The sequence below is a fragment of the Mesorhizobium sp. M0139 genome (assembly GCF_040322455.1).
In the GTDB taxonomy this organism is placed as follows: domain Bacteria; phylum Pseudomonadota; class Alphaproteobacteria; order Rhizobiales; family Rhizobiaceae; genus Mesorhizobium.
The window spans coordinates 1-4,270 of record NZ_JAMYTN010000044.1 but is presented as its reverse complement, the minus strand read 5'-3'; the positions used below and the strand labels follow the sequence as shown (position 1 = coordinate 4,270).

At 58.3% G+C, this 4,270-nt stretch carries 5 protein-coding genes; 4 read left to right on the top strand and 1 reads right to left on the bottom strand.

The genetic code is table 11. The features are described 5' to 3' along the window. Positions 1-1,293 (top strand): type I secretion system permease/ATPase (locus NKJ58_RS31400; protein WP_352854704.1); only part of this gene is annotated, 1,293 nt, incomplete at its 5' end. Continuing rightward, positions 1,280-2,593: an HlyD family type I secretion periplasmic adaptor subunit gene (locus NKJ58_RS31395; protein WP_352543341.1), complete on the top strand. Its 1,314-nt coding sequence runs from the start codon at positions 1,280-1,282 to the stop codon at positions 2,591-2,593. The genes NKJ58_RS31400 and NKJ58_RS31395, both read left to right, overlap by 14 nt. Positions 2,594-2,872: 279 nt before the next feature. Here the strand turns inward: NKJ58_RS31395 and NKJ58_RS31390 are convergent, their stop codons facing one another. Continuing rightward, positions 2,873-3,103, bottom strand: a complete 231-nt coding sequence (locus tag NKJ58_RS31390) for a hypothetical protein (protein WP_352558370.1) — start codon at positions 3,101-3,103, stop codon at positions 2,873-2,875. A gap of 473 nt (positions 3,104-3,576) precedes the next feature. Here NKJ58_RS31390 and NKJ58_RS31385 point away from each other — a divergent pair, with 473 nt between their 5' ends. Both NKJ58_RS31385 and NKJ58_RS31380 read left to right on the top strand, forming a co-directional pair. Continuing rightward, a complete protein-coding gene (locus NKJ58_RS31385; protein ID WP_352854706.1) occupies positions 3,577-3,801 on the top strand; it encodes a helix-turn-helix domain-containing protein in 225 nt (74 codons plus the stop codon). Positions 3,802-3,936: 135 nt separating this feature from the next. Continuing rightward, positions 3,937-4,107 carry a hypothetical protein gene (locus NKJ58_RS31380; protein ID WP_023703258.1) on the top strand — a complete coding sequence of 57 codons (171 nt, stop codon included), beginning with the start codon at positions 3,937-3,939 and terminating at the stop codon, positions 4,105-4,107. Positions 4,108-4,270: the final 163 nt, after the last annotated feature.

Here is a 4,270-nt window from a genome sequence, read left to right as displayed (position 1 = left end):
CTTTCAACGCGCATGCCGGGCGACGGCTTGCAGCCGCTTCGCGATCTCGACAATGTTCGCGGCTTCTTAGGTGGAAACGGTCCGACAGCGTTCTTTGATCTGCCATGGATGCTGTTTTATCTTGGCATTTGCTTCCTCCTTCATTTCTGGATCGGCATGACGGCACTTATCGGGGCGGTCGGTCTCACATCTCTGACACTCCTTGCCAACACTCTCTCGCAAGGGCCGATAAGCGATACCGTTGCCCACAACATGGCACGCAATGGCCTGCTGCAAGCAGCGCGATGTAATGCCGACTTGCGCCTGCAGGTGCAATCGGCCATTCTTACCGTCGGTGCGTACCTTGTCGTCAGGCAGGAGGCTACGGCCGGGGTCATGATTGTCAGTTCGATCATGATGGGGCGTGCGCTGGCTCCGGTCGATCTGGCCATTTCAAGCTGGAAACCCTTCCTCATTGCGCGCCAGAGTTGGGCGCGGCTGGAGGACCTCTTGGAAAAGGTTCCTGAAACCGCTCCTGTTGTGCCTATGCCTGCACCTGAACGCGAACTGCGCTTGGAAGGCGTGACAATCGTTCCGCCCGGCGAAAGCAAGCCGACCGTGACCGGCATTGCGTTTGCCATTCAGGCGGGAAGCGCACTCGGGGTCATCGGTCCATCGGGTTCGGGCAAGTCGACACTCTCGCGCGCCATCGTCGGCGCATGGACGCCGGTCGCCGGGAAGGTTCGCATTGACAGCGCAAGCCTCGAACAATGGGACCGGGAAGCACTAGGCCGTCATATCGGCTATCTACCACAAGGTGTTGAACTGTTCGACGGCACCATTGCCGAAAACATTGCTCGTTTTGAACATGATCCTGACCCTGAGGCTATGGTCGCCGCGGCGAAAGCAGCGGGCACGCACGAACTGATCCTCCGATTTGAGCACGGATACGAAACTCCGATTGGTGAGGTCGGATCGGCACTTTCCGCCGGGCAGCGCCAGCTTATCGGTCTTGCCCGTGCCCTTTATCGAGACCCTTTCCTTGTTGTGCTGGATGAACCCAATATCCATCTCGACGCGGAAGGCGAAGCTGCAGTCGCTAAGGCGATCGCCTCCGTGCGCGAGCGCAAGGGCATTGCGGTTGTTGTCTGCCATCAGCCGAGCGTCATCCGCGCCGTGGATTTGGTGTTGGTGATGGAAGGTGGACGGCAGCGATCATTCGGTGCGCCTTCCAAAGTCCTGAAGGCCATCGAGTCTACGCAGGATAACGTGGCAGAGCGCGCTGACATGGAGGATACCGGTGTCCGGCATTGATCAGAACAATGACGTTTCAAGCTCCATTCGCCGCCACCTGGTGGCGGGCCTTCTGGCGAGCGTGATCTTTGTGGGAGGAGCCGGAGCCTGGGCGACCTTCACGAATCTCTCCGGTGCGGTTGTAGCGACCGGACACTTTGTCGTCGTTTCGTATGTCAAGAAGGTGCAGCACCCGACTGGCGGGGTGGTGGGAGAAATCCTGGTGCGCGAAGGCGATAAAGTAAAAGCCGGCGACATCCTCATGCGGCTCGATGCCACCCAGACGCGCGCTAATCTCGCCATAGTCACCAAGCGGCTCGATGAGCTGGGCGCCTACCTGGCACGACTCGATGCTGAGCGTGACGATCTCGCGGAAATCGCCTTCCCGGACTGGCTACTCGCCCGAAGAGATGTTCCAGACGTAGCTTCGGCAATAGATAGCGAGACGTTGCTGTTCGAATTCCGCAGGCAATCCCGCGACGGGAAGCAGGCGCAATTGGCGGAACGCATTACTCAATATCACCACGAGATCGAAGGACTCAAGGCGCAGGAAATTGCCTGTGAAAAAATGATCGAGGTTCTCCAAAAGGAAATTGCTGTTCTAAGTGGGCTGCGCGAGCAAGGCATTGTCTCGGTCCAACGGTTGAACAGCCTGAAGATCCAGGTTGCCACTTTCGGTGGCGAACGCGGTGAGAAGATCGCAGATCAGGCACAGACGGCAGCCCGCATAGCCGAAACGCGCCTGCAGATCCCGCAGATCGATCAGGATTTCAAGACGGAAGTCGGCCAGGAGCTCAGAGAGGTTCAGGCGCAGGTCGGGGAGTATGTTGAGCGCAAGGTGGCGGTTGAACAGGAACTGCGGCGGATCGATGTCGTCGCGCCGCAGTCAGGCACCATTCAACAACTCGCAGTTCATACGGTCGGCGGAGTGATTACGCCCGCCGATCCGATCATGCTAATCGTGCCGGAAGGCGACGATCTTGCGCTTGAAGTACGAATCACCCCGAAGGACATCGACCAAATCCAGCTTGGTCACAAGGCCGTGCTGCGGATGTCAGCCTTCAATCTGAGAACCACGCCGATATTGAACGGATATGTCAGCCGGATCGCAGCCGATCTGGCGACGGATGAAAAAAACGGCATTTCGTACTACCTGGTGCGCCTGTCGGTTCCGCAGGCGGAACTGACGAAGCTCAAGGGCCTGACGCTCGTGCCCGGTATGCCGGCCGAAGCGATGGTCCAGACGGGCGAGCGTACGGCGCTTTCCTATTTCGTGAAGCCGCTGTCGGACCAAATCAGTCGGACATTCCGGGAGGAATGAAATAACCCACGGGAATATATTGTTGGTATTTCTGTTAGTTGTCCGCAGGCTATGTGCGTGGTAAGATCTGAAAGCATAGACACATTTCCTACTTGCCTCTGAGCACCACTTGTTTCTGTAATATTCAGCTCATGTTGCACCATGTTGCAACTGAGTATCCTTGTTTTCCAACGGTTTTTACTGATGCGCGGCTGATGGACGCGACATGAAACGCGACATGAAAAACCCGCCACCAGCAGCAGCGGGCTGTTCGTTTCTCTTCTGCGGAATGAAAGTCAGTCAGTGCCGCGTGGCTGACATCGCCTCGAACATATCCCAAGCCGCATCTCGGTTTCGGTGCTTGCCGGGAATGGGGACCCAGCACTGCTTCGCAAAGATCCGAGCTTCTGGATCGTCGTCAGGATGCGTATCGGTCACAAGCGCCGCCCAGTCCCACTTCCGGGCTTCGCGGCGCATCATGTCGACCACAAACCAGCCGGACGACGGTCGATCACGTTCGGTCGTTCGCATGGCAGTTTCCTTCTGAACGAAAGATCATTGCCGTTCACTCAGCGGCCTGAAGTCAACGCCGACAGTCTGGAAGACGAGCAGCGCACGCGTGGCTGGCGAGGGCACCGTTTCCATGTCGGGCTACAACTCTCGGTCATCGTAGCATGCGCCGCAAGAGTGTTGCAGGGCACGAGGGCTGTTTGGCGGTAGGGGTTGCGCTCGCCAGGGTAGATGTCGCGCATAAGCAGCAGACATTCGAAGAACAGCCACTCACTGTAGGCTTGCAGCAGTTCCTCCTGGGAGGGGCAGAGGCGCCGGTTGCGGCGAGACATGCGCCGCGGCAGCGCCTCTTATGGCCGGAATAGAGGCGATGGCACCGAGCAGGGCGCGGCGGAAAATCTTCCAAGGAAGGCAGCGGCCATAGCTTCGCCGGCCTCCAGAAGAGGGGTGTTAGGCATTTGGGTCTGCATTTGCGATAACATTGCACTAATGGTATAAGGCTGCACGTATCGCCGGCCCGGGCGCTTGTTGGATGGTCGCAGGATCAGCTGGCAGCGGCCTCCCAGGTGGCCAAGACGACCATTGCCAATTTCGAAGCTGGCAAGCGGACGCCATACGACCGCACGTTGGTCGACCTGCAGGCCGCTCTGGAGCCTGCCGGGGTTGAGCTCATTCCGCAGAATGGAGGAGGCGCCGGTGTGAGGCTTGTAAAGCCGTAGCCGGGCCGGCGCTTGCGTTCGCGCTCAACCGGCGCGAAGCTGCCTTTTGGGGAATGGGAGGGCATACGTATGGCAATCAGATATCGGGCGACGACAACGATCCGGCTCAACACGGATGGCGTATGGGGTGCTTGGATGTTGATCGTGTCTCCGCTGGTGCAGGCGATTAGCTGGTACTACTATTTTGCGAAGCCGGACTATGGATGGCTCGGCCTTATTGCCCTCACCAGCGTGACAGTGCCCTGCGGCTTCGTGCTGCTACTGATCGGCCGCGACTATGACAGTATCGTCGACGAGACGAACTGACGCCTCGCCGATGGAGCGGCGCGATGCCCAAGGACAATACGTCTGGCATGCAGCCGGGGAAGGAAGACCTAGGTGTTTAGTCCCAAGGTTTGATGGGTTGGATCGAGCCTGAATCGTTCGGGCTCTTTTGTCCAGATTTTGCAGATGTATTCAAAGGGCGTGA